Origin of the sequence: Pseudomonas gessardii (assembly GCF_001983165.1) — a bacterium.
GTDB classification, from domain to species: domain Bacteria; phylum Pseudomonadota; class Gammaproteobacteria; order Pseudomonadales; family Pseudomonadaceae; genus Aquipseudomonas; species Aquipseudomonas gessardii.
The window spans coordinates 1-19,751 of sequence record NZ_MNPU01000040.1 but is presented as its reverse complement, the minus strand read 5'-3'; the positions used below and the strand labels follow the sequence as shown (position 1 = coordinate 19,751).

Annotated in this window: 21 protein-coding genes; 16 read left to right on the top strand and 5 right to left on the bottom strand. The window is 55.7% G+C overall.

Annotated elements, in window-relative coordinates; all coding sequences use genetic code 11:
• Positions 1–62 precede the first annotated feature (62 nt).
• The 5 genes from BLL38_RS22345 to BLL38_RS22325 all read left to right on the top strand — a co-directional run bounded on the left by BLL38_RS22345 (position 63) and on the right by BLL38_RS22325 (position 4,622).
• On the top strand, positions 63–317 hold the full coding sequence (locus BLL38_RS22345) for a helix-turn-helix domain-containing protein (RefSeq protein WP_020300913.1): 255 nt from the start codon (positions 63–65) through the stop codon (positions 315–317).
• A gap of 105 nt (positions 318–422) precedes the next feature.
• Positions 423–1,379: a TIGR03756 family integrating conjugative element protein gene (locus BLL38_RS22340; RefSeq protein WP_032903622.1), complete on the top strand. Its 957-nt coding sequence runs from the start codon at positions 423–425 to the stop codon at positions 1,377–1,379.
• Entirely contained in the window at positions 1,376–2,758 is a 1,383-nt protein-coding gene (locus BLL38_RS22335; RefSeq protein ID WP_032903621.1) for an integrating conjugative element protein, read from the top strand. The genes BLL38_RS22340 and BLL38_RS22335 overlap by 4 nt, the downstream gene beginning before the upstream one ends.
• Positions 2,759–2,761: 3 nt before the next feature.
• Positions 2,762–3,070: a hypothetical protein gene (locus BLL38_RS22330; RefSeq protein ID WP_020300917.1), complete on the top strand. Its 309-nt coding sequence runs from the start codon at positions 2,762–2,764 to the stop codon at positions 3,068–3,070.
• A gap of 10 nt (positions 3,071–3,080) precedes the next feature.
• Complete coding sequence (locus tag BLL38_RS22325) at positions 3,081–4,622, top strand: conjugal transfer protein TraG N-terminal domain-containing protein (RefSeq protein WP_020300918.1); 1,542 nt, start codon at positions 3,081–3,083, stop codon at positions 4,620–4,622.
• Here the strand turns inward: BLL38_RS22325 and BLL38_RS22320 are convergent.
• Positions 4,611–5,009 (bottom strand): DUF3742 family protein, encoded by a 399-nt coding sequence (locus BLL38_RS22320; RefSeq protein ID WP_020300919.1) that lies wholly within the window; start codon positions 5,007–5,009, stop codon positions 4,611–4,613. The genes BLL38_RS22325 and BLL38_RS22320 overlap by 12 nt on opposite strands.
• A gap of 456 nt (positions 5,010–5,465) precedes the next feature.
• Here BLL38_RS22320 and BLL38_RS22315 point away from each other — a divergent pair, with 456 nt between their 5' ends.
• Both BLL38_RS22315 and BLL38_RS22310 read left to right on the top strand, forming a co-directional pair.
• Entirely contained in the window at positions 5,466–5,795 is a 330-nt protein-coding gene (locus BLL38_RS22315) for a hypothetical protein (protein WP_016978896.1), read from the top strand.
• Between the two features lie 131 nt (positions 5,796–5,926).
• Positions 5,927–6,886: an ArdC family protein gene (locus BLL38_RS22310; protein ID WP_032903620.1), complete on the top strand. Its 960-nt coding sequence runs from the start codon at positions 5,927–5,929 to the stop codon at positions 6,884–6,886.
• 130 nt (positions 6,887–7,016) lie between these two features.
• Here BLL38_RS22310 and BLL38_RS22305 read toward each other — a convergent pair whose 3' ends face one another.
• Positions 7,017–7,211, bottom strand: a complete 195-nt coding sequence (locus BLL38_RS22305) for a DUF7740 domain-containing protein (RefSeq protein ID WP_020300924.1) — start codon at positions 7,209–7,211, stop codon at positions 7,017–7,019.
• Between the two features lie 222 nt (positions 7,212–7,433).
• Between BLL38_RS22305 and mobH the strand changes: the two genes are divergently transcribed.
• From mobH to BLL38_RS22260, 9 genes are all read left to right on the top strand, one after another.
• The gene (gene mobH / locus BLL38_RS22300; RefSeq protein WP_020300925.1) at positions 7,434–9,164 is read left to right on the top strand and encodes a MobH family relaxase; all 1,731 of its coding nucleotides are present in this window, start codon (positions 7,434–7,436) and stop codon (positions 9,162–9,164) included.
• 398 nt (positions 9,165–9,562) lie between these two features.
• Positions 9,563–10,717, top strand: coding sequence for a carbohydrate kinase family protein (locus tag BLL38_RS22295; protein WP_020300926.1), 1,155 nt, complete (start codon positions 9,563–9,565; stop codon positions 10,715–10,717).
• 73 nt (positions 10,718–10,790) lie between these two features.
• A complete protein-coding gene (locus BLL38_RS22290) occupies positions 10,791–11,456 on the top strand; it encodes a toll/interleukin-1 receptor domain-containing protein (protein ID WP_083743100.1) in 666 nt (221 codons plus the stop codon).
• 103 nt (positions 11,457–11,559) lie between these two features.
• Positions 11,560–13,059, top strand: coding sequence for an IS21-like element ISPpu27 family transposase (gene istA / locus BLL38_RS22285; RefSeq protein WP_115284415.1), 1,500 nt, complete (start codon positions 11,560–11,562; stop codon positions 13,057–13,059).
• A complete protein-coding gene (istB, locus tag BLL38_RS22280) occupies positions 13,052–13,855 on the top strand; it encodes an IS21-like element helper ATPase IstB (protein WP_020300922.1) in 804 nt (267 codons plus the stop codon). The genes istA and istB overlap by 8 nt, the downstream gene beginning before the upstream one ends.
• Positions 13,852–14,763 (top strand): hypothetical protein, encoded by a 912-nt coding sequence (locus BLL38_RS22275; RefSeq protein ID WP_240678619.1) that lies wholly within the window; start codon positions 13,852–13,854, stop codon positions 14,761–14,763. Before istB ends, BLL38_RS22275 begins: the two co-directional genes overlap by 4 nt.
• Entirely contained in the window at positions 14,760–15,458 is a 699-nt protein-coding gene (locus BLL38_RS22270; protein WP_032903619.1) for an 8-oxoguanine DNA glycosylase, read from the top strand. Before BLL38_RS22275 ends, BLL38_RS22270 begins: the two co-directional genes overlap by 4 nt.
• The gene (locus tag BLL38_RS22265) at positions 15,455–16,057 is read left to right on the top strand and encodes a 7-cyano-7-deazaguanine synthase (protein ID WP_020300929.1); all 603 of its coding nucleotides are present in this window, start codon (positions 15,455–15,457) and stop codon (positions 16,055–16,057) included. Before BLL38_RS22270 ends, BLL38_RS22265 begins: the two co-directional genes overlap by 4 nt.
• Positions 16,047–16,514 (top strand): TIR domain-containing protein, encoded by a 468-nt coding sequence (locus BLL38_RS22260; protein ID WP_032903651.1) that lies wholly within the window; start codon positions 16,047–16,049, stop codon positions 16,512–16,514. The genes BLL38_RS22265 and BLL38_RS22260 overlap by 11 nt, the downstream gene beginning before the upstream one ends.
• Positions 16,515–16,591: 77 nt before the next feature.
• Here BLL38_RS22260 and BLL38_RS22255 read toward each other — a convergent pair whose 3' ends face one another.
• The 3 genes from BLL38_RS22255 to BLL38_RS22245 are packed head-to-tail and all read right to left on the bottom strand — an operon-like array spanning position 16,592 to position 19,243.
• Positions 16,592–17,455: a DUF4231 domain-containing protein gene (locus BLL38_RS22255; protein ID WP_020300931.1), complete on the bottom strand. Its 864-nt coding sequence runs from the start codon at positions 17,453–17,455 to the stop codon at positions 16,592–16,594.
• On the bottom strand, positions 17,455–17,934 hold the full coding sequence (locus tag BLL38_RS22250) for a TIR domain-containing protein (protein WP_020300932.1): 480 nt from the start codon (positions 17,932–17,934) through the stop codon (positions 17,455–17,457). The genes BLL38_RS22255 and BLL38_RS22250 overlap by 1 nt, the downstream gene beginning before the upstream one ends.
• Positions 17,935–17,989: 55 nt before the next feature.
• Complete coding sequence (locus BLL38_RS22245) at positions 17,990–19,243, bottom strand: tetratricopeptide repeat-containing protein (RefSeq protein ID WP_020300933.1); 1,254 nt, start codon at positions 19,241–19,243, stop codon at positions 17,990–17,992.
• Positions 19,244–19,751: the final 508 nt, after the last annotated feature.

The following is a 19,751-nucleotide window of genomic DNA, read 5'->3' as shown; positions in this document are numbered from 1 at the left end:
TTGAATGCCAATGTAGACTATATCCCGTGGATTGAGAGTCCCTCAAGGCGCAATTTGCGCGCATGACTCAAGACTACGAACAACTTCGTCTGCAACTGGCGGAGAACATCCGCTGGATGCGGCGCGTAAAGAACCTTACCCAGGAGCAGCTGGCGCTCATGGCCGAGGTGGATCGCACCTACGTCAGCCAAATCGAACGATGCGCGGGCAACCCCTCGCTGTTGGTCCTGTGCAAACTCGCCAATATTTTCGAAATCACCACAGATCAACTACTTGTAGACGCCGATACCCTGCGCAGCTCCCTTCACGTCAAATAATAGACCCACGCCTCACAAATCCGATAGATCCGCCTTCATAATTCCCACTGACAGTCTTCAGTCCCTAACCGAACCTGCCCAGGCCATACACCGAGAGCCTGGATAATGCCTGTTGCCTGCTCGTCACTTCCGCCCACAAAACTAAGGCCCTTGGCGCTAAGCATTCTGCTGGCGTGCGGCCCAAGCATGGCGCTGGACACCGTCAGCATCACCTCCTCCGTGCTTTCGCCAAACTGTCTCGAATACAGGGTCGTCGGCATTTGTTTCTGGCTACTCTGCACGCCCTTCGGCTGCACAGTCAAAACCTCGACCAAGGTTCGTCATTTCATTCCTGAACTGGTCGTCTCGAGCTACGCCACCACCGGCAATAACCCCTGGACCGAGATGACCACCCTCTCCGCTCCCATCAGCGGTGCAGAAGGTGGCGGCAACCTGATCACGCCGAACGCCCGCCGCGACAACCTGCCTCGATTCAAGAACGTTGATGGCATCGGCCACCCCGGTGGCTGGGTCGCAACGCAATTGGCTTCGCAATCCGGCTATGCCTGCGCCAGCGGTGCAACTGCATTAATGCCTTACTACCTGAGTACCCTGGACTCACTGGCCTGGCGCCATGGCATCCCAGAAAGTTTCTACCCCGAATCGCTCATGCCGGGGATCCGTGAAATTGGTCGTCAGGTCTCGGGAAACATGTGGGGCAACGTTTATCCCCGGCAGGGCTTTCTGGTACAGCCCGACGATTTCAAGGCGGCCGCAGTCATGGCGCAACGCGCCGGCGATGTGATTACCCACAACTGGCAGCCGCATGTGTACTTACCACTCACGCCCGCCAAACGCGACGGCTACTGGCCGCCTGGCCCGATCGTTGAAAACGACGCTTCGACCCACAAATGGCAATTGCTCTACCCCCAGGTGCAGCCCACGTGCGCCATCTTCCCCAGCGATCCGGTACAGAGCGCGGATGGCGGCTACGCCTGGTCGCTGTGGCGTCCCTATAGCTGCTGCAAACGTGAGGGACAGACCTTCCTGTTCAGCATCGACTTCGAAGGAGGTGCTTCATGAGTCGGCTTCTCGCGCGGCCCTGGTTGGGCACGATGAGTCTGTTGCTCTGTGGACTGCTCGCCATTGCCACACATGCCTACGCCGCCGAGGGCGATTACCGTCTGGGTACTCAAGGTGAAGTACTCGACGACCGAGTGATGTACACCATTGGTGGCGGCTCGGCAGTCGGCTCACCGAGCTCGCTCTACCGACCCAGTGGTCTCGGTGTCGGCGGGTCATGGCGGGCGAACATGATGTGCGGAAACATGAGCCTCACCAACACCCTGCAAAACCAGCTGAACGGCGTCACCGAAGGTTTCCAGCAGATCATGGGCAGCATCGTGCAGAACGCGACCCAAGCCGTGATGTCGCTGCCGGCGTTGATCATCCAACGCGCCAACCCCGGCCTCTATGAGTTGTTGAGCAACGGGGTGATGCAGGGGCGTATCGACTTCGACCGCTCGAAGCTGACCTGCCAGGCCATGGCCGAGAAGATGGCGGACAAGGTCGGTCAAGCCGGCTGGGGCGCGCTGGCCAAGAACCAGGAGATGCAGGGCAATCTGGAGCAAACCGGCGGTGATGCGGTGGCCGCGGTGAAAAACACCGAGGCCCATAACGGCAACAAGGGGGTGTCCTGGGTCGGCGGCTCGAAGGCTGGCGGTGATGGGCAGACGCCCATTCGGGTGACCGCCGACGTAGTGCGCGCGGGCTACAACCTGCTGCATAACCGGTCGATGGATGACAATGCCTCGATTAGTAATAGCGATTGCCTGGGTGGGGCCATTTGCCAGACCTGGGCTTCGCCCCAGGAGGAATCCGAATGGGCCGTTCGCGTGCTGGGCGAAACTGAAGTCACGACCTGCGATACCTGCGAAACCCTGCGTGCGACCGCTGGCAGCGGACTGACGCCGCTGATCCAGGAGGCCTACAGCGAACGCCTCAAGGCCCTGCAAGGGCTGCTGTCTGGCTCACTGCCGCCTACCCCTGACAATCTGGCTAAAGCCTCCAGCCCAATGCTGCCGGTAACCCGTGGCGTGGTCGAAGCCCTGCGCGACGATCCCGACCAGGATCTGTTGGCACGGCGCCTGGCCAGTGAGACGGCCTTGTCCAGTGTGCTCGACAAAGCGTTGCTGCTACTGCGCACCCTGTTGGCGGGCAGTCACGAACCGAACATCGCCTCCGCCGAGCCGGCCCAAACCGCCTTGACGAAAAACATCGACGCTCTGGAGCGCGAAATCCGCCTGCTGCAGACCGAACTGCAGGTCCGGCAGATGCTGGCCACCAATACCGCCAGCCTAGTGCTCGATCGGCATGCCGGCGGTGCTGATGCTTCGCGCACCGTCGAGCAAGGCGACCCTGAGCCGGGCCGACTCAATGACGCTGACGCCAGGCGCAAGTGAGCCATGAAACGCTCACCGCTATTCACTTTGCTTTCGAGTCTGGGGATTGCCGCAGTGATGATCCTGACCGCCGCACTGGTCGCATGGATCGGCCACGCTGCGCTGGGCAGCTTCGAGGTCTGGCAGCAGGCATTCGAATCCGTAAGGCCCTATCTGCAGTGGTGGCGTGCCCTGCTCTACGGCGCCCTCTTCGCGCTGTGGGTGGATCTGCTTCGGCGCTACCGACATCGACCACAGGATCGACTGCGCGTGAAACGCATCGGGGCATTAGGGCTCGTGCTCTTTACCTTCGTCGAACTCACCCGACTGTGAGGTCACCACCATGCTCATGAGCACCAACAGCTACTTGGAGTTTTACCTCTCCCTGCTGGCCTGGATCATCAACAACGGACTCTGGAGCGTCCTGTCCGACACCGGACTGTTCGCCGCGCCCTTTGGCGCGATCATCCTCCAGGAATGGCTGTCAGCCCGTCAGCAAGGCGCGGATGAGGGAAACAAGGGATTGCTCTCGGTGCCACGGATCGAGAACCGGTTGTGGCTGGCCTACATCGTCGTATTGTTCGGCTGCGCGCCGGTCTTTCCGTTGAGCCTCTCGTCAATGACGTTCGATGATGCGGCAAGTCAGCGCTGCGGCGTAAATGTGGCCAAGCCAGCGGAAACCGCCTGGGGGACAACCTTCAATACCATCGGCGAACGCTCCGCCAACGTACCGATCTGGTGGTTTCTAGTGCATGCCTTGAGCAAAGGAGTAACCGCCGCAGCCACCGCCTCCATTCCCTGCGCACCGGATATTCGGCAGATGCGCATGGAGATCGACAGCTCGCGTATCAACAGCCAGGTACTGCTGCAGGAAGTCGCCGACTTCACCCGCGACTGTTATGGCTATTCCCGTTCTCGGTTGTTTACCAATCGCCCGCAACTGGACAAGGCACAAAGTCACGACGCGTCCTGGATCGGCTCAAGCTATCTTCTCGACACGCCCGGCTACTACGACACGGATCGTTCACGCACACCGCGAATCAGTTGGCCGTATGACGAAAGCCGCGATGTTTCCTTGCCGCGGCTGGAGAGTGCCGCGGGCTACCCCACTTGCAAGCAGTGGTGGAGCGACAGCGGTGTTGGCTTGCGCGAGCAGTTGATCCAGCAGGTTGATCCCTCTCTGCTGACTCAGCTGAAAAATTGGCTGACTGGCCGCTCGAGCAACGACATCGAGGATGCCACCCTGCGCGAACTGGTCAGTCCGCGCCAGCAATCGATGTCCATGTCGCCCGGACAGGTGTACCAGGACTATGGTTCCAGCGCTCGTGGCGGCTCGATCAATCAGGGGCTCAATAACCTAGCCACCAATACCGGGCTGGCCCTCGGTTCCTTCAGCAACTTCCCGGCAATGAATGCACTACGCGCCGCCTTGCCGATGGTGCAGGCGTTCCTGATCATGGGCGTCATCATCAGCTTGCCGCTGATCCTGCTGGTCAGTACCTACCAGTTGAAAACTGTCATGACCGTGACGTTCGCGCTGTTCACCTTACACATGCTGAGCTTCTGGTGGGAACTCGCTCGCTGGATCGACTCCAGCATGCTCGATACGCTGTACAACCAGGTTTCGGCTTCCAATCAAGTGCTGTTATCGCTGCCCACATCCGGCTTCATGGATGGAACCGTCACGGCACAGGTGATCGAGTATGTGATGGGGGCGATGTTCATCGTGCTACCAATGCTGTTTCTAGGGGCCATGAGCTGGGCAGGATATTCAGTCGGCAACGGGATTCAAGGCATGTTGGCGAACGGTAGCAAAGCCGCAAGTGATTCAGCGAGCAAAGGTACGGATCAAATATTGGGTGCTGCAAAACGTTCAATTAGATGACTTGCTGTCGCCTATATAATGCCCATTGTCATCGAAGTCACCGATGTAGAGATCAGCACCTAGGTAGTCTGGCCCTGGACTTTCCTCTTGATGATCGGAACCAACAAAAGCCCTGAACCATAGCAAAGTGATGACAGCCAGCATCATCACAAAAAAAGTAACCAGCCAAACACTGACAAAGAGCAATCCTCCGATCAATGCCAGTTTGGCAATCAGAAAGCTCCCGCGAACAAGTAATTTACCTGCGGGCATACCTGCCGTCACCGCACGCTCAGCCAGGCGGGACTCAAACGCTTGCAATTTGCGATAACCACGCTTTACCGACGTGCCACATGCGTACGCCCAGCTGTGGCCACGTGAATTCTGAACAGGTTGCTGAGTCGGCATGCTCTCGCACTCTTCTGAGCGTTTTCATGGTTGAGACAGGAGTAACAGCCTACTACTGAAAACTGTCCGTGCCTGACCGTTTATCAGTTTGCCCAGCCGAAAAAATCTTCACTGGAAGACAGAAGACAAGCCCCGTGAAAAAGCCTATCTACAGTGATTGACCCAGATAAATCGTCCAGCTAAATACAAGGTACGGATCGCTGTTATCGACAGCACTTTCCCAGGTAGCCAGAACCTTCAAGGCTCCGTCACTTCGATGATGGTTCTCCCCAAGTGCGATTAGCGTTCGGTGGCTCGCACGGTGACCGTTGCTACGATGATGAACGCCTACTGCTCTCCTGAGCGCCTTTCGAGCGCTGCTCGTGAGATAAGCCCTCTTGATTTTCTTCAACCCACTGCGGGGAAATCTTTCCCCGCACAGGGCAGGTTTCTTCGCGTATTCAACAGAGACATACCATGCCCGACTCACTTACACCGCAAACACTGAACACCCTTCGGTTGCCCATCGTGTTCACCCCTGGCGCGTGGCAACGCGCAGTACTGCTCGAGCAATCCGATCACGCTGAGAAGCTGCAGGTCGATCGGTTGAGCCACGTATTGCGCGCAGCCTTCGAAGCCCACCTGGCCTATCCACACAAGCCCTACGTGCTGTTCGAGGTAATCCACATTGAACCAACCGATCACTTACACCACGACCCGTTGCTGCAATTGAGTCTGAGCCTACTCCAAGAACCGGGTCAGCCTGCCGCCTTGCTGATAGCGCTTGCAGGAGAACACCAGCGCTAAGCGCAATGGGCGGCGCCCACCTCCACATTCGGGCGGCATGCAAGACCTGCATCAATCCAACCCATCACCCAACCGGGGAACCCTCCCCCGACGGGCAAGGCGTTCCTCCGTTTTCTCTCGAGGAAATTGCCATGCGCGATATCTACCAAGACGTAACTGACAAGATCGTTACCGCGTTAGACCAAGGCGTTGCTCCCTGGATCAAACCCTGGTCCTCAAGTGGCTCCGCTTACATCGGTCATCAACCCTACCCCGTCAACGCCATCACACGACGTCCGTATTCGGGCATCAATTTACCGCTGCTCTGGGCCGAGGCCAGGTTGCAGGGGTTCACTCAAGATCGTTGGCTGACCTTCAACCAAGCCAAAAAGACCGGTGGGCACATTCGTAAGGGTGAGCACAGCACTCTGGCGGTGCTCTACAAGCCGATGGAGCGCGAGGAACAGACCGAGTCAGGCCAACCCGTACTCGATGAAAACGGTCAACCCAAGGTCGCTCACTTCGGCATTCTCAGGACACATTTTCTGTTCAACATCGAGCAAACGGAGGGGCTCGAAATGCTCAATGAAACCCTGCTCGAGACGGAACAGAGTGATCCCTTCCAGCCCAACAGCGCCGCGGAAAATCTGCTATTAAGTTCAGGTGCACGCATCGTTCATCGGCCTGCCGACGAAGCCTTTTACCACCCGATCAGGGATCTCATCCAACTGCCGACAAAAGCACAATTTCACGATGAAGGCGGGTACTACGCCACGGCACTTCATGAGCTGACGCACTGGACCGGGCATCACTCTCGGTTGCAGCGCGAAGGCATGACGTCAGCCTGTCCGTTCGGCTCGCCAGGCTACGCGTTTGAGGAGTTGATCGCCGAGATGGGCGCTGCGTTTTTATGTGCCTACACCGGTATACAGGGAGAACTTAGGCACGAGGGCTACATTGACTCCTGGCTCGGCCTGCTCAAGGCTGACAAACGCGCGATCTTCCGCGCCAGTGGCCAGGCCCGAAGCGCCTCGGAGTATGTACTCAACCTGGAGCAGCAACTGAAGCAAGCGGTCTTGGATGACTCACTATGCATGAACGATGGAGCTTGATCGTTACCTCACCGCTGCAAACGCTTCACAGGGCCCAACGCGAGTTGAGCCCTTTTTTCTGTTTCCAGAAAACAGACGGCGGGCCCCTCACGCAAAGAAAAAGAGAGGGGCGCACACCCGCAGCATGCCGTTATGTATCCAGGTTCTGCGCCAGAAAATCCACCAGCTCGAGCGGACTCCGGCTGTCGATCACCTTGTAGATCAGATCGCGTTTACTGCGCGGTAACTTCTTGACCACGCTCTTCGCCGAGGCCCTGACGGCTTCGTCGGTCCCATGGATACGTGCCGCGAGCAGCAGCACGAGCGTGGCGTCAGTAAGGTTCATGGCAAGACCCAAAAAATAGGCACCGCAGTGTACCGACTCTTTTCTTTTCCGTACTAGCCCCCAAAAAAATGATGCCTAGCAGTATCCATATTCCGATTGCCTCACAAAGGGACACGAGCCAAAAGGACGGGTAAGGGTTGGAAGGGAATGGGCACTCAAGGGTAAGAGCGCTATCCGAAAAGGCTAAAAGGCCAATGACCCAGCCACTTCCCGGAGATCACGATGCTCAGCCTGTTTCGCCGCAAAAGGCAGAAGCCCCCTCCGCCACCGACCGTCAACGTCGCCGAAGGTTACCTGCCCATCGAGTCGGCTCACAGTTTGTTAGCCGCGGAACACCGCCGCCAGTTGCTCGACCGCATCTGGCAGTACACCGCCCTCTCCCACGCGCAGTTCACCCAGCTCTATATAAATCCGATCCATCGCTACGCCGAACAGGTCCAGCAACTGCCTGCCAGCGAGACGCACCACCATGCTTACCTTGGCGGCATGCTCGACCATGGACTGGAACTGGTCGCTTGCAGTTTGAAACTGCGTCAGTCGTATCTGCTGCCAACCGGCGCTGCGCCCGAAGACCAAGCCGCCCAGACCGATGCCTGGTCGGCGGGTATTGCTTATGGTGCCCTTCTGCATGACATCGGCAAGATCGCCGTGGACCTGCTAGTCGAACGCCAGGATGGCCGTGTTTGGCATCCTTGGCAGGGTCCCCTGGATCAGCCCTACCGCTTTCGCTACCTCAAAGGTCGCGACTATCACCTGCACGGCGCCGCCGCAGGCTTGCTCTACACCCAGATTCTCAACCGACCGATCCTCGATTGGCTGAGTGGCTTTCCGCCGCTGTGGGCGAGTCTGCTGTATGTCCTAGCCGGCCAGTATGAACGCGCCGGCGTGCTGGGCGAGTTGGTGATTCAAGCCGACCGGGTCTCCACCGCACAGAACATCGGTGGCAACCCAAGCAAGGCGTTGCAAGCGCCGATTCATACGCTGCAACATCACTTGATCAGCGGACTGCGTCATCTCGTTCAGCACGAGCTGAAACTCAACCAGCCAGGGGCCGCGGGATGGCTGACCCAGGACTCCCTGTGGTTGGTTAGTAAGGCAGTCACGGACAAACTCCGAGCTTATTTGCTTTCACAAGCGATAGAAGGCATTCCGTCGTCCAACATTGCTGTGTTCGACGAACTGCAATCGCATGGATTGGTTGAGTCCACGCCGGAAGGCAAAGCCATCTGGACTGCGCTTGTCACGCAGGGAAACTGGCAGCAGAGCTTTACCTTTCTGCGCCTTCAACCGGCGTTGATTTGGGCGAACGAAGACCGACCTGAAGCTTTCAGCGGAACGGTAAGCTTCGCAGTCGATGACCACTCAACTGACGCTCCGGCATCGCCACTAGCACCCAAGGTTGTCAGTAGAGGATCAGATCAAAGCCCATCACAGCCAGATCCCGTAGCCACGGAAGATGCCGACTACTTAGGAGCGTTGCTGGATATGTTCGAAATGGCAGAACCCGAGGCACGTGATGCACCGTCAGCAAACGCTCTCGAAATCTCAAATCCTCCTTCGAATAACCCTGGCCAGGCATTCTTGAATTGGGTCAAGGAAAGCATCCTGAGCCACAAACTGGTCATCAATGACAGCAAGGCCAAAATCCACACGGTGAGTGGCAGCGTATTTCTGGTCACGCCTGGTCTCTTCCAACGCTATGCGCAGGAGTTCCCTGGTATCTCTCAGGGTGCCAATCAAGAGACTGAAGAATGGCGTTGGGTGCAGAAGCAATTCGAAAAATTGAAGGTCCACAGGAAGCGTGACGACGGTCTAAATATCTGGGCTTGTCAGGTCGAAGGTCCCCGTAAGAAGGCAAAACTCAAAGGCTATTTGCTAGAAGAACCAGCACTATTGTTCAAAGCTGCGGCCGTACCTACCGATAATCCCTTTCTTAAGCTCGAAAAAGCTTAAATCTCCGTAGCATCCCATTGGGTGCTCGACATGCACAATCAACTCGGGGCAGCGCTCATTACTGAACCGTTCCGTTGCCGCTCTCCAGGAGCTCATAGAGTTCGATGGTTGATTGGCTTAGTCTCAAAGTTTTTTGGGGCGCCCTGCTTGACGATAATATCATCATGACACCTATACTCGTGCAGCATCATCGGGCCTCGAGGACGTGAGCTTGATCGACCGAAGTGTCAATCGACGATCGTTGTCGTTCGCCGCGCAGCGACTATGTGGCTGCTGGTTTTCAGGCTTTTTTTGTAGGGCATGATGCGATATGCGTTAAAGAGCAAATCATCTGAACTTCAGTCTCTGAAGCGATGCATTGGCTGCCGATCCGACGTAAGACTGACCGAGGGCACGGAATGCACATCGTTGGTGGTCTATATCGCGAGTTATGTGATGTACCGTTCTGGGACTCTACGCTGGGCTCTGGAGGTCGCGCTGCCTTGGCCGCCAACGCACTGGCTTCGGGTGTCGAGTTTTCCACTTATGCCTCCCCCGCTGATCGCTCCGCATTGGTTTCGCTGGAGTCGCAGGGAATCATCACGCATGCCGCTACCAGGCCATCGCCAATAGTCTTTGCGTATTTCCACCCCCTTTCTTCGCCCCATATTGAGCCACCCCGCGCGTCCATCAACCGCGAAAACTCGATATCGGTGACTGGGAACGCCGTTTTGCGCTTCGGCTTTCTTGAGGGAGATGCGGTGGTCACGGCGAATCGGGCCGTATACGACCCGCAAACCTGGCATAACCCGCCATCGTTTGGAGCCAATGGGTCGACGGCCAGAGAATTGGCCCTAGTAATGAATGAACTGGAAGTGCGCCAGATAACTGGAATCGATGAGTTGCACTTAGCGGCGCAACACCTGCTGAAAAAACAACGCGCACAGGTTGTCGTGATCAAACAAGGTGCACGTGGCGCCTCAGTTTACGAGGGTGTAGGCAAGATTTCACACATACCGGCTTATCGTTCCAGCAGTGTTTTTAAAATCGGAACAGGTGACATATTTACTGCCGTATTTGCGGTTCATTGGGCGCAAGGCGAACTGCCGCCTCACCAAGCTGCAGATCTGGCGTCACGGTCGGTATCTGTCTATTGCGATACCCGTGCGTTCGAGTTTGATGAATCCATCCTCAAGCAACGTCAGCCTATCTCATCTTGGAGAGGTGGCAGGGTTCGTCTTGAAGGTGGTGTTGATTCACTAGGACAGCGATACACGATGGAAGAAGCCCGGTTTGCATTGCGCGAACTGGGTGTTGATGTGACATGTCCACAGATTGAAGTGGCAAACGCTGGCTGGAATACGGATGCGACCTTGGTAATAAATGATGAGTTGTCGGTGGAGTCCCTGGCACGAATTGCAGAAGACCGAGCCCGATCAATTCCGATCATCACACTCCACGAGCGCACTACTGCCGCGAGTGTATTAACCGTTGCAACAGAGACAACGGATGACTTCACGACAGCAATGTACCTCGCAGTCTGGGCTGCTGGCGAAGCCGCTGCCACTCACTGAAAGATAAAACAATAATCGGCATCGCCCGCAGGGTCATGCAACGGAATGTAACCAGCTGAGGCCAGATCGATCCATGGCGGACGTCTATATCATATATGCCAAAGAAAATAGCAAGACAGCGCTGAAGGTTCGCGATCTCCTCTCCGCGTCCTGGAGCGTGTGGCTAGACGATTTGATAGTTGGCGACTTCAGTGTCGCGATTACAGAAAATCTCAAAGAAGCGAAATGCGTCGTTGCTCTATATTCCTCATTTGCTCACAAGCACACCATCACTGGCGAGTTGAGCTTGGCAGAAAAATATCAAAAGAAGGTCGTCCCTCTCATTTTGGATGACAGTGATCCGCCGTACCCATATGGTCACTTCAGCAGTGTTGATTTCCGGTCATGGCAGGGCGAAGCAGATCACTCATGCTTTCAGTTGCTGCAGAAGAAAATCGGGCTCGTTGTACCTCCTCAGGGTAAGCCCGTCCGGTTAGCCACGATAGCTGACGGTGCGCTTGCCCTTCCTAATGTCTTCATGTCTGTTTCGTCACACGAGACACAGTTCGATCCCGTAGAAGCGTTGGAAGCATTAACGGTGTATCCGACGCGCTCGATTCTTGTTTCTGCCTATGACCTGGTTAATTCTGAATCGCGACACAAGATGATTGCTGAAATAACGACCTATCGAGACCTAGGCGGTTTTGTTCTCATCGACTCGGGCAATTATGAGGCTTACCGCCTGAATTGTTGCCGCTGACCGAAAACTGACCCAGTAAAGGCTGTTCTGCCGACTGAAAACTGACCCAGGTGTTCAACTGCTTCTGCTCACTTTTCGAGCAGGAGAACACAGGGTGATCAGCATGGAAATGTTGGGAAAAATCCGGCGGATGTACTTCCGCGACAAGCTCTCGCTGCATCAGATAGCCAAGCGTACCGGACTGTCGAGAAACACCATTCGAAAATGGGTCAGAGCACCCGAAGCCACCCAGCCGGCGTACCAACGGTGCGCAACCTTCAACAAACTCAGTCCATTTCACGAGACGCTGGAGCAGGCGCTCAAGGCCGATTCGTTTCGGGCAAAGCACAACCGCAGGAGTGCCAAAGCACTCTTCGAACAGATCAAGGCCGAGGGGTACGACGGCGGCTACAGCCAACTCACCGCCTTTATACGCTCGTGGCGCGGCGAGCAAGGCAAGTCTTTACGAGCCTTTGTGCCGCTGACCTTTGCACTCGGGGAGGCCTTTCAATTCGACTGGAGCGAAGAAGGTCTGCTGATCGGCGGCCTGTTCCGACGCATCCAGGTCTCCCATATGAAGCTGTGCGCCAGTCGCGCATTTTGGTTGGTTGCGTATCCCAGCCAAGGCCACGAGATGTTGTTCGATGCCCATACCCGCTCGTTTGGCGCGTTAGGTGGGGTGCCGCGTCGCGGCATCTACGACAACATGAAGACCGCTGTCGACAAGGTCAACAAGGGTAAGGGCCGCACGGTCAATGCTCGGTTTGCCGTGATGTGTGCGCACTACCTGTTCGACCCGGACTTCTGCAACGTCGCTTCCGGCTGGGAAAAAGGCATCGTTGAAAAGAACGTCCAAGACAGCCGACGGCGCATCTGGCTCGATGCTCAAAACTGCATGTTCCACACCTTCGAGGAATTGAATGCCTGGCTCGGCCAACGCTGCCGTGCGCTCTGGGGCGAACTGCTGCACCCGCAGTACAACGGGCTGACCGTGGCGGACGTCCTGGAGCTGGAACGCGCTGAATTGATGCCGATGCCGACTGCCTTTGATGGCTACGTCGAGCGCACCGTACGGGTCTCCAGCACCTGCCTGATCAGCGTGGCGCGAAATCGCTATTCGGTGCCGTGTGAGCGGGTCGGCCAGTGGGTCAGCAGCCGTTTGTATCCTTCCCGGGTGGTGGTCATCGCCGATGAAACGACGATTGCCAGCCACGAGCGTCTGTTTGATCGAGATCAGGTCAGTTTTGACTGGCAGCATTACATCCCGCTTATCGAGCGCAAGCCTGGAGCGCTGCGCAATGGCGCTCCGTTTGCTGATCTGCCGAAGCCGTTGCAGCTGCTAAAACGCGGTCTGAGGCGTCACGCCAATGGTGATCGAGTCATGACGCAGGTACTGGCGGCTGTTCCCATCGCCGGGCTCGACGCCATATTGGTGGCTGTGGAGTTGGTACTTGAATCAGGCAGCTTGAGTGCTGAGCACATCCTGAATGTCCTGGCTCGACTGACATCGACAGCAGCCCCTCCGTCCGCCGAAACCAGCCTTCAACTCAAGATAGCGCCTGTCGCCAATACGGCACGCTACGACCGGCTCCGTACCACCGATGAGGAGACTCGCAATGCGTGATCTTATGGCGGAACTCAAAGAACTGCGTCTGCATGGCATGGCCAGCGCCTGGGAAGAACTAGCCTCGCAAGGAGAAGCTTCGACGGCATCCTCGAAATGGCTACTTGAGCATCTTCTCCAACAAGAACATGCGGATCGAGCGGTGCGCTCAGTGAACCACCAGATGAACATGGCCAAACTCCCCATGCATCGTGATTTGGCCGGCTTCGACTTCAGCGCTTCCAGCGCAGATGCCCGCCTGATCAGGGATCTGTCCAACCTGGAGTTCACCGATACCGCGCAGAATGTCGTGTTCATCGGCGGGCCTGGAACAGGCAAAACACACCTCGCCACCGCCTTGGCTGTGTCCGGGATCACGACGCATCACAAACGCGTGCGCTTCTACTCCACGGTGGATCTGGTCAATCTGCTGGAACGCGAAAAGTACGACGGCAAGACGGGCCGCATCGCTCAAGGGCTGCTACGAACAGACCTGGTGATACTCGATGAACTGGGGTATTTGCCCTTCAGCCAGAGCGGTGGTGCCCTGTTATTTCACCTGCTGTCCAAGCTGTACGAGCACACCAGCGTGGTGATCACCACCAACCTCAGCTTCTCGGAATGGTCGAGCGTGTTTGGTGACGCCAAGATGACAACGGCGTTGCTGGATCGGCTGACACACCACTGCCACATCGTCGAAACGGGCAACGAGTCCTACCGCCTGCAACACAGCAGCTTGGTCGCCCAGACGAAGATCATGTCACGTGAACGAAAGCGCAAAGACAATGATGGTGCCGAGGACGATGAGCTGTTTTGATCCGCACCAAAAATACCCTGCCGCATGCCCACATGCGGTGGGGGCTTAATGCCTCTTCCACCGGGACACGACTGCTAAGCTTATCCACAATTGCTGATGCCAAAATCAGCAATCCGCCCTGGGTCAATTTTCAATCGGCAGGGTGGGTCAGTTTTCAATCAGCGCCGACACGCCTGAATGACAAACAGTGGAAGCCATCGAACCTGAAGCGCGCGCTAACCGATACGCCACACGATTGGGCGTTCTGTTTTGACAACATGACCCCCAGTGACAAATTCGAAGTGGCGGTCAGGCAGGTCATAAAAGCAGTGGAGCGCGACGCCAAGCACACCTCTGCTCCGGTGCTACCCATCATTCACGTCAAGCAGACCCCTAAGGGGCTCGAAAGACTTCCTCGGATCGTCAGGGCGATATCCGAGCACCTGCAACCGCCTATCATCGCCATTCCGGAAAGGGAACTGGGTGCGGGCCTTGCGCAGCGTGCATTGACTGTCAGACATATCAGGGATGAACTGGACAAGCTGCCCTATTATCAACCCATTCATCTACTGGGCACTGGAAACCCGTGGAGCATTGCACTACTGGCGGCCGCTGGCGCGGACACGTTCGACGGTCTTGAGTGGTGTCGGTTTGCGGTAGATCCTGAGCTTGAGCGGCTTCACCACTTCCAACACTTCGACTTTTTCAAAACGAAAAGGATCCGAAGTGAATTTATGGATAGGGTGATGGCAAACAACAACATAGGCTACGCAGGCAAGGTTGCGTTCCACAATCTAGAGTATTATGCGGAGTTTGGCCGAATCATGCGTGACATGTATTCGAAAGGCCGCGAAGAACCGTTCGCCATGGGAGTTACCGGCATGAAAAGCGCCGAGCTTCGATCGCTATTCCCAGGAATTTTTCTATGACCACTTATAGCGCTGAAGCGCTCTGCAGAGCTGTCGCTGCGGTCTGTCCAGATATTCGCACACGCATCGAAGCCGGCGCAGTGTCTGACGAGCGTCATCTATGGTGGGAGCTTTCTTGCTGCATTCTCAGTAGCCAGGTCCCCTACCCGCTCGCTATGGCAGCCGCCGATGCCATCGATGAACGTGGCTATCTTTATCACAACAAACAACACAGCGAGCACCTTGCCGAGAAATTGTTTGAAGTGCTCAGAACCCCTCTCGTTGTCGACGGCAAAATGCGCACTTACAGGTTTCCCAGGGCAAAAGCCGGTCACTTAGCGTCCACGTGGGCGGCCGTAGCAAGCATTGGCGGCTCACTCAAGGCGCTGATCAGTGGTGACGTCAGTGATGTACGCGCGTGGCTAGTGGCCCATGCATCCGGTATGGGGCCCAAGCAAGCCAGTATGTTTTTGCGCAATTGCGGGGTTACTTATGACTTGGCAATCCTTGATCGGCACGTGCTCAATTACATGTCTGCTCAGGGGATATATTCAGGCACTCAGGTATCCATATCCGGATTGAATCAGTATGGCAGGCATGAAGACAGGCTTCGTGACCATGCCCGGGAAATGGATTGCCCGGTTGGTCTTTTGGATTGGGCCATATGGATCGTTATGCGCGTTGCAAATCGCAAGCAGGAGGCTGTTTTAGTATGAGTATCGTGACACTGGTTTCCGGAGGCCTAGACTCTACGCTCGTCGCCAAGTTGGCACAGGAGCAAGGCCTGCAGATATTTCCACTCTTTGTAGATTATGGTCAACGCGCCCGCGACCGAGAGCTCGCAGCCTGCAAGCTGGCCATGCAGAAGCTTGGACTTCCTGAGCCCGAAATTGCCGGTCTGTCGGGATTTGGCAGGTTGATTCGCTCGGGACTCACCGACCCGACCTTGCACATCATTGACGACGCCTTCACTCCCGGCCGGAACATGCTTTTTCTGTTGACCGCCGCCGCTTACGCCCATCAGAAAAACGCCGATGCGATCTCCATCGGATTGCTTCACGAAAGCACCAGCCTTTTTCCTGATCAGACCTCCGGATTCCTCGAGGAGGCTGAGCGCATGATAACTCTATGCATGGGCCGGAATATCAAGGTGCTTGCACCGCTCTCATCGTTCACCAAACCTGACGTCGTGACGCTGGCAGCCGAGAAAGGCATCTCTCAGACCTACTCGTGCCACCTGGGTGAAGAACAGCCGTGCGGCAACTGTATCGCCTGCAACGAATTCAAATTTGAGGGTGCCAATGATGGGCGGTAGCAGCACAGGTGGATGGAGCCGACTCGGTGATGTCAGGTCACTGGAGCAAAAAGCCAAGGCTGCTCTAAATGAGGGCAAGCGCAACGTGTTCATCAGTTTTGCCACTGAGGACATGGCTGAGGTCAATCTGCTCAGGGGACAGGCAAAAAACGATAACAATGACATCGAGTTCAATGATCATTCAGTCCGCGAACCCTACGACAGTGAGCAGGCGGAGTACATCAAGCGCAAGATCGCCGAGCGCATCAACCGCTCATCTATCACTGTGGTCTTCATTTCCAAGGACACTGCCCAGAGCAAGTGGGTGAAATGGGAGGTAGAAAAGAGCCTAGAGCTTGGCAAGAAGGTTGTAGCTGTGCATTCCGGTAAGCAGTTCGGCGCAGCTGAGCCTAAATGGGTATCGGAACACAAGATCAAAACCGTACCCTGGTCGAAGCTCTCCGACGAGCTTAAATAAGCTGCCGGCAGGAAGGTGTTTAGCTTCTGAAACTAGCGCCCTACTCCTGCCAGTAGTCGTTCGCACGCGAGGCGCTGTCAGTTGTCCTTCCTTGCCTCCCACTGAGTGTGCTCACGAGAAAATGCGTTCTCAGCGTCACCTACAAATGTCGACAAATGCTCATCTTTTTTCAGCTCATCGGCCTGTTCACGTATAAGCGTAATCTCATGCGCAGTCAGTGCGTAAGACGCCGATAGCTCAGTGAAGCGTTTTGCCTGCATCCACGTCAGAATACTCGCTGCAACAGCGATCAGCACGTCAGTCGGAAAGTATTGGTATTCCACGTTGGCGATCTTGATCAGCGCACATCCAAAAGCGATGGCGTTAACGGCGATCAATGTAATGAAGAAATACTTGGCGGCCTGGGCGTTGAAGTTAGCTTTACGTGAATACCATCCCAGTTGGTCGTTGATCCGGGATTCGATGTACGTATCGCGCCGGGTTTCGAAATCACCGGCCCTCATCAGCTTCATCTTGTACGTAATTTGCTGGGCCGGCAGATGCGTGAGCAGCTTGTTCGACACGCCTGGGTTTTGCTCAACCACTTGCGTAAGCTTTGCCAGCAAATGCTTCTTGGCCGCCTCGTCGCTTTCATGAAAAGGCTCTGCGCGGGACACGTAGCGCCACACCATGGTTTTGATTGATTCGGCGACGGCACGCCCCGAATACCAAAGCCGCTCAGGCCGCTGTGTCGCCAAATACACAGAGCTGGCTAATGCGCCGGCTAAAAGAGCCGCCTGCAGGGCCGCTGCACCCCAGTGAGGATAATTGATAACCGAGACGACTGCGGCCACCACCAACAGCGCCAGGTTAGTGAGCAGCGCGGCAAGAAAATGCTTCTGAGCGGAACCCGACAGCTCATCGGCGGCCTGATAGAGACCAGGGAAATCAGAAATCTGCATCAAGGAACCTCATAGCCGAGTTTTTGATACACGGCTGGCGGATAGAAATAGTTGCCACGCTCACTTGCCGTGGGGTTCGCCAGGGCATGAGCAATAATGGCAGGGGAATACGGGACGAACACTGCCCCAACGTCCTGCAGGATGGGAGGGCAAAGATCAGCATTCACCTGGCGGGCTCCGTCCAGGTTGATGCCGATGAGCTTGCACCCCTTCTCTATCGCTACCTGTATCTCCCAACGCACGTATTTGTGTTTCGAACGCGTGTCCCTGCCAATCAGCAGTGCGAAGGTGCCGGCCATATCAATCCTTTCCCGGCATTTGCGCTTGATGTAATCCTCGTCTTCCGAGTTCAACGCCATGTTCAACTGGCAGTCGGCGAAATCAAAATCGATCCGAGTGTTTTTCTTCCACGCCCCCATCAGTTCATACATGTGTCGGTCTGTGCTGCTGAAGCCGACGAATGTTCTGGGCAACCCCATTTCGCTGTTCCTTTCTTGAAGTCGTTGGTTGAGCATTGTCGATAACCTCAAACGGTCAGTGCTGAGACGGGGCCACCGCTGCGAGCCGTTTCTCTCGGGTTGCTAACACGTGACTTTTGCCCGCCTGATAAGTATCAACCTCCCATTGAGCAATGAAGGCTCCCATAAAATGATTCTCGAACGTCTCGGCTTGCGTGGCGTCTCCGACCGCAAAATAGCAGTTGGCCAAAGTCGCATACACCCAGCGTCTGTCGCTGCGTTCAATGAAATCGGGAGACTCCAGCACAGGCAACAGAATCCTCAAAATCGCTTCACGGATTTTCTGCGCGCACATGAAGTCGAACATTCTCTCCGCGTCTTCTGTTTGTATTTGCGCTCGAAACTCGAAGCACAGCGCAAGGTTTTCGCCGTTGTAATAGTCACGCTTGACCTCAAAGCCTCGGCGATAAAAAGCAATGGCGGAGTCAAGTGAAGCTCTATCACCCTCAAGCAGCCAGATTCGCTTGACGATCGCTCCCGCAATGCCAACAGTCTCGGGGTCATTCGAGCTTTCAGGATTGAGGGGGCTAAGCACTTCCATGGCAGCTCGCAGCGCGGCGAGCTCATTAGGAATCTTTGACTTATAGGTGCTCAGTGCAAGCTTTTGCAAAATATCAGGCTCACCAGGCTTCATATCCCTTGCAGCAGCAAACTCTACGCTGGCAGCATGATGTTGACTCTGCCGCATCAACTTTTCACCTTCGCGCATGTGATGAAAAAGTCGTTGTTGAGCGGCTTCTGCTTCATCGACCAACTCTTCAAACTCTTCATCCGACATACTCGGCGAGCGCAACCTGGGCAGGAACGTATAAACTGGACTGTCGATAGCCTGGGCGGCCATCACGGCCTCAATCAGGTTACCCAGGGCCTCCGTGGCGCGCCGCGCCTCACGTGCAAGAATGTCCTCACCAAAATGCGAATACTGGAAAGTGCTGATGTGATTGAGGTCAAAGTACAGCTTGCCCTTGTCCTCGCTCATGACGATGGTCGAATTCGGTCTCAGCGCGTGACGTACTCCCAGTTCGTAGACGGCGTTTACGTTTCCCGTGGAAATATCGGCGATGACCAGATCAGCCCTGAGCAGCAGGTCGTACATTTTTACGTCGATAAGTCCCGACTGCATGATCTCGTCAGCCCGAACGCAGCGTAAGCCGCGGCTGGTGACAGCGGGCTCGATAATCGTTTCGTACGTTGCATTCAGGTCGAGCGTGCGACCAGACTCATACTCGGTTTTCTTGCCATACCCCATCACGACAAAGCATAACTTCATCACAGCGATCTCTTACTCGCAAAAATGTTTGATCAAAATCGCGGCTGTCTATCGATCCTGTTCGAGCACAAGCTAAGCCCATGCAAGGCTCATTGATGAGCCCTCGAAAGATATGAAGCAACCACGAATTCGATCTCCGGCAAAAGGGCAAATCTGAATCGTGCGACGCACATAGAGCATTGTTTTGAGGTCTGTCAGGCCAACGGCGGCTAAGGCAGACAACGGGGCTATCCCTACCATCTGGCGGATGATTTTTAGATTATTGGTTGATCATCAATGCTGGCCAAAACGCCTGGTTAATTACAAGACTGACCGCTTGGTTCGAGTTCTTCTTAACCCCGTCCATGAGCGCTTTGTTGTAGCTAAAATCATAAATAAACTTAGGGATGCTCCGATCAACTTGTCGTGCAGCCGCGGCAAGTTGCAATTTTCCAGGCACCTACAGCGTCATTGGACGAAAAGTGACCGAAAAATCATGTACGGAGAGCTTTTTCGACCGGTTCTCCGT